This window comes from Stenotrophomonas sp. 3diitr2024 (assembly GCF_042136455.1).
GTDB classification, from domain to species: domain Bacteria; phylum Pseudomonadota; class Gammaproteobacteria; order Xanthomonadales; family Xanthomonadaceae; genus Stenotrophomonas; species Stenotrophomonas sepilia.
On the sequence record NZ_JBHHMJ010000535.1, the window covers coordinates 1 to 3,933 of the forward strand.

5 protein-coding genes are annotated in these 3,933 nt (G+C 66.3%); 4 read left to right on the forward strand and 1 reads right to left on the reverse strand.

Annotated elements, in window-relative coordinates:
* Positions 1-181 precede the first annotated feature (181 nt).
* Positions 182-1,213, reverse strand: coding sequence for a LysR substrate-binding domain-containing protein (locus ABGA94_RS13715; protein ID WP_375367551.1), 1,032 nt, complete (start codon positions 1,211-1,213; stop codon positions 182-184).
* Between the two features lie 147 nt (positions 1,214-1,360).
* Here ABGA94_RS13715 and ABGA94_RS13720 point away from each other — a divergent pair, with 147 nt between their 5' ends.
* The 4 genes from ABGA94_RS13720 to ABGA94_RS13735 form a co-directional block, all read left to right on the forward strand.
* Positions 1,361-1,588, forward strand: coding sequence for a hypothetical protein (locus ABGA94_RS13720; protein ID WP_049414419.1), 228 nt, complete (start codon positions 1,361-1,363; stop codon positions 1,586-1,588).
* Positions 1,585-2,355, forward strand: a complete 771-nt coding sequence (locus tag ABGA94_RS13725; RefSeq protein ID WP_053499154.1) for an SDR family NAD(P)-dependent oxidoreductase — start codon at positions 1,585-1,587, stop codon at positions 2,353-2,355. Before ABGA94_RS13720 ends, ABGA94_RS13725 begins: the two co-directional genes overlap by 4 nt.
* Positions 2,356-2,446: 91 nt before the next feature.
* Positions 2,447-3,670 carry an efflux RND transporter periplasmic adaptor subunit gene (locus ABGA94_RS13730; RefSeq protein ID WP_069137872.1) on the forward strand — a complete coding sequence of 408 codons (1,224 nt, stop codon included), beginning with the start codon at positions 2,447-2,449 and terminating at the stop codon, positions 3,668-3,670.
* 127 nt (positions 3,671-3,797) lie between these two features.
* Positions 3,798-3,933, forward strand: a 136-nt coding sequence (locus ABGA94_RS13735) for an efflux RND transporter permease subunit (RefSeq protein ID WP_375367554.1), incomplete at its 3' end; no start/stop codon positions are given.

Sequence of the window (3,933 nt, forward strand, 5' to 3'; positions counted from 1 at the left end):
CGCGGTCGGCTTCTTCCTCATCGTGGCCACGCACGCCCAGCCACGGCACACCGAAGGCGATCAGCAGCGCCAGCACCGCCAGCAGCACTGCCGCCGACGGCAGGATCAGCGCCGCCGATGCAACCGCCACCACCGACAGCGTTCCCGTTCGCGGCTTCTCCGAAGCCTCCACAAAATACGGCTACGCCGCCGAAGCGGCCACCTTCTCCAGGATCCGCTTGCCACTGCTTTCCAGCGCGGCATCTTCCTGTGCCTTCTGCTGCTGTGCCAGCTTCGCGCCGGGGCACTGCGCCAGCATGTAGTTGGCATCGAAGTTGAGCTTCTCGACCAGGAAGTCGACAAACGCACGCACCTTCGGCGAGACCAGGCGGCCGCCGGCGAACACGGCATTGAAGTCCACTTCCGGGCCGGTCCAGCCGGCCAGCACGCGGCGCACCATGCCCGATTCGACGAACGGCTTGGCCATCACATCACCGGTCAGCAGCAGGCCTTCGCCACAGACCAATGCACCATTCAACGCAAACATGTCGTTGGCGGTCATCAGCGGGGTGACCGGGAAATCGCGCAGCTCGCCGCCGTTCTCGCCCAGCTGCCAGGTGAAGCGCGGCGAATTGCCGGTGTGGTACGGCTTGCGCATTGCCAGGATGCGATGGAACTGCAGCTCTTCCGGATGCAGCGGTTCGCCATAGCGCTCAATGTAGGCCGGACTGGCGAACACCTGCGTGCGCAGGCTGCCCAGCTTGCGCGCGACCAGATTGGAATCGGGCAGGGCACCCACGCGCAGCGCCAGGTCCGCTTCACCGGCGATCAGGTCCAGCTTCTCGTTACCCATGTGCATGTCCAGGCGGATCTCTGGATACTGCGCATGGAACTGGCCGAGCAGCGGCGCAATCCAGGTGATGCCGATCGAGTAGGGCACAGTGAAGCGCAGCCAGCCGCGCGGGCCGGACTGCAGCTGGCTCACCGCGCTTTCGGCCTCTTCAAGCTCGCGTGCGATGCGCTGGCAATGTTCGTGGTAGATCGAACCGGCTTCGGTCAGGCCGAGGCGGCGCGTGGTCCGGTGCAGCAGGCGCGCGCCCAGGCGCGTTTCCAGCTCCTGCACTTTGCGGCTGACCGTGGTCTTGGGCAGGCCGAGCGATTTGGCAGCGGCAATGAAGCTGCCTTGCTCGACCACTTTGACGAAGATCAGCGTCTCGTTGAGATCGTGGGACATGGTCGGGGATCCTGGACGTCGGGGATGGGACAATCGTGACAGAACGATTGGACCGGGAGCGGGATGATTATTCCCCTTAATCAGGACTAATCAAGTAAAGGTTTGAGGTCTATCGTGGCGCCATTCGTTAATTGGAGCCCGTCCGCCATGAGCCTGCGCAACATTCTTGCCCGACTCCGGAACGCCGGCCAGAACACCCTGGACCTGGCGATGACCGTCGAAGCCCGTCCGAGTTCCTTGGTACACAAGGACTTTCGTGAGTTTACCGCGCCCATGCGTCAGCAGCGTGGCGGTGCCATCCGCCTGGTCCCGCACAAGGGCGACCGCCTGCGTCGAATTGGGACTATCCCGGATTTGGGAGGAAATGTCCCGTGAATGGGATACTGACGCCCGAAGTCCTGGTCCTTGGCGGTACCGGTGCCGTCGGCCAGGGCGTGGTCGGCGCGTTGCTGGAAGCCGGCAGCCCGGTGCTGGTGGTTGGCCGCGATCCGGGCCGGCTGGCCGCGCTGCATGAGCAGTTCGCGGATGAGCCCGGACTGGAGACGCTGCTGGGCTCGCTCAGCGACGACGGCTCGGCACGCGCGTTGGCCGAGCGCATCGCGCAGCGCCCGCGTCCGCTGGCGGCGGTGATCGCGGCAATGGGTGGCCCCTACCGTCGCGGCCGGGTGATCGACCGCAACGGCGATGAGCTGCTGGGCGCGATGCAGGCCGACCTGATGCCGCACGTGCACGCCGTGCGCCACCTGCTGCCGCTGTTGCAGGACAACGTGCATGCGCGCCGTTACGTGATGATCGGCAGCCCGGCCAACGCCAAGCCCTGGGCGGGATACGGCGAGACCTCGATCACCACCGCCGCACTGCGCATGTACGCGCAGGTGGTGCACCAGGAAGCGCAGGCGCTGGGCGTGCGCGCGCAGATGCTGGAAGTCTGCAGCCCGGTGTGTACCCCGGCCAACGCGGCCAATGCCTGCATCGAGTGGCCCAGCTCGCTGCTGGTCGGTCGTCGTGTGGTCTCCCTGCTTGATGGGTGCCGCGACAACCGCGCCATCGTCCGCTGCGACAGCAGCGATGCCGAATTGCCGCGTGGCCTGCTGCACCTGGAAGTTCCTCCGCTGTGGCGCGACACCGCAGGCATCGCTTGACCTCGACCATGGTTGAGGTCGCAGTATTCGCCGCCGATTTTTGCAACACGTTCCCATATAGCTGTACCACCCCTCCGTACGGATGCATGCCATGACTTCCCCCAATACCACCCCACATCGTTTCGGACATCGCATTGCGATGGCCGGCGTGTCGATCCTCGCCGCGGCCGTGCTTGCAGCCTGCAGCGGCGGCCATGCCGAAGAAGCCGGTGCACCGCCGCCGCCGCAGGTCAGCGCCGCGCCGGTACTGGTCAAGCAGGTCAGCCAGTGGGACGAGTTCAGTGGCCGCGTCGAAGCGGTGCAGAGCGTTGAACTGCGTCCGCGCGTGTCCGGTTACATCGACAAGGTCAACTACGTCGAAGGCCAGGAAGTGAAGAAGGGCGAAGTGCTCTTCACCATCGACGCGCGCAGTTACCAGGCCGAGTACGATCGGGCGGCCGCCGAACTGGCCCGCGCCCGTACCCAGGCCACGCTGGCCCGCAGCGAGTCCGAGCGCGCCAAGCGGCTGTCCGAGCAGCAGGCGATCTCCACCGAGACCGCCGAGCAGCGCCGTGCGGCTGCCGACCAGTCCGGCGCCGCCGTGCAGGCCGCGCAGGCAGCATTGGATGCAGCCCGCCTCAATCTTGAGTTCACCAAGGTACGGGCACCGATCGACGGCCGTGCCGGCCGCGCGATGGTCACCGCCGGCAACCTGGTCACCGCCGGCGACAGCGCCAGCGTGCTGACCACGCTGGTCTCGCTGGACACGGTGTTCGTCTACTTCGATGCTGACGAAAGCACCTTCCTGCGCTACGCCCAGATGGCACGCAAGGGCGAGCGCCCGAGCGAGCGTGACAGCGCGCTGCCGGTGAAGGTCGGCCTGTCCGGTGAAGAAGGCTACCCGCACACGGGCAAGGTCGACTTCCTCGACAACCAGGTGGCCCGCAGTACCGGGACCATCCGCGTCCGTGCGCTGCTGGACAACGCCGATCGCCAGTTCACGCCGGGCCTGTTCGCCCGCGTGCAGCTGCTTGGCAGCGGCCAGTTCCAGGCCCTGCTGATCGACGACAAGGCCGTGCTGACCGACCAGGACCGCAAGTACGTCTACGTGGTCGACAAGGATGGCAAGGCCCAGCGCCGCGACATCCAGCTTGGCCGCACCGCTGAAGGCCTGCGTATCGTCGAGCACGGCCTGGCGGCAGGAGACAAGGTGATCATCGACGGCGTGCAGAAGGTCTTCATGCCGGGCATGCCGGTGCAGGCCAAGGCCGTGGCAATGCAGCCGCAGGCCGTGCCGGCACCGGGCCGCGATGCCACCGCCGCACTGAACCACTGATCCGCCGTCTCCTGATCCGCGTCCCCGCTTAGCTGCCGGCGCCAGCGGCAGCCTTCCCTGCCTTCGTCGTATCGGCGAGGGGCAGGGTGGCTGTTGCCCGCCGAACGCCTTTCCCAGGAATTCCTCCATGGACTTTTCCCGTTTCTTCATCGACAGGCCGATCTTCGCGGCTGTGCTGTCGATCGTGATCTTCGCCGCAGGCCTGATCACGATTCCCATCCTGCCGATCAGCGAGTACCCGGAAGTGGTGCCGCCGTCGGTGG

Excerpts from the sequence above, each read along its gene's own strand:
- ABGA94_RS13715 (WP_375367551.1), bottom strand. The coding sequence starts at position 1,213 with ATGTCCCACGATCTCAACGAGACGCTGATCTTCGTCAAAGTGGTCGAG.
- ABGA94_RS13720 (WP_049414419.1), top strand. The coding sequence starts at position 1,361 with ATGAGCCTGCGCAACATTCTTGCCCGACTCCGGAACGCCGGCCAGAAC.
- ABGA94_RS13730 (WP_069137872.1), top strand. The coding sequence starts at position 2,447 with ATGACTTCCCCCAATACCACCCCACATCGTTTCGGACATCGCATTGCG.